This is a genomic window from Runella sp. CRIBMP (assembly GCF_009905605.1).
In the GTDB taxonomy this organism is placed as follows: Bacteria; Bacteroidota; Bacteroidia; order Cytophagales; family Spirosomataceae; genus Runella.
Map to the genome: position 1 here is coordinate 1 of NZ_JAAAKZ010000051.1, position 1,097 is coordinate 1,097.

General features: G+C 42.5%; 1 pseudogene. It reads left to right on the top strand.

Features of this window, described 5'->3' with window-relative positions:
* Positions 1–126: 126 nt before the first annotated feature.
* Positions 127–1,097 (top strand): annotated as a pseudogene (locus GVN20_RS29495) (hypothetical protein); the annotation flags it as partial.

Sequence of the window (1,097 nt, forward strand, 5' to 3'; positions counted from 1 at the left end):
TAATCACGCTTCAATACTTATCCACAGCTGGCCTAATTATCCATCATTCAATGGCCTTCTTTAGCATCATTATACAGACTAACGCGGATAAATCCGTGTAGTGGGCGCAAAGATACAAAAAACCCGATGTTTGACGGAATCAAGATACTCAATGCCTTGACCGATATTGAAGCATTGAAACAAAATCCTTTGCTGTATTGGCAGTTGCACGTTCCCGAACGAACGGGAGCCATTGAAAGCCAAACGGCCGAATACGCCAATTTGCGGTTTATCATCAAAGGCAACTTTGTAAACGTTCAGGGAAGTTTGCACAAATACGCCAACGAAGGAACGCACAACTATAACGACTTTGGAGCCGACCAAGTAGCCGTCACAATTGCCAAACTACGTGAACAATTTGGAATCAGCGAAAACAGCCTTTTAAACAATGTTGAGTTTGGGGTGAATGTCTGCACTCCCTTTGCTCCAAAAAAGTTCTTAGAACGGCTCATTTGCCACAAAGGAAGGCCATTTATAAAAATCGTTGATGATGGGATTAATTACTACCAATGTCAGCACGAACATTTTATCTTAAAAATCTACGATAAAGGCACCCAATACCGCCAAACGGAAAACTTGCTACGGTTTGAGGTGAAAGTATTAAAGATGCAGTTTTTAGGCACTAAGGGCGTTTCAATCAAAACTTTGGGAGACTTAACCAATCCATCCAACTATGAACGTTTAGGAGCAATTCTAAGAGCGTATTTTGATGAAATACTTTTTGACGAACCCGAAATAGCGGCAAAAACGCTAAAACAGGCTCAAAGAGAACTTTTAGACACAGGACGCAACCCCAAAACATGGGCAAGGCCACAGCGTGAAGATTTTGAGAACGGCACCCACTATGAGCGCGCTCGAAAGGAGCAAACCAGACGTTTGAATAAATTCATAGAGTTGCTGAAGAATCACCCAAAGTCCCAACACTGGCAGCAAATAGTTTCCCAACTTATTGCCGAAAAATGGGCCAAATTAACGGGCGCAAATTGTCCCAAATTTACCGACTTGCAGAACCCAAAAACAACGGGACAAAACGAGGCAATTGTCCCAAATTTACCGAC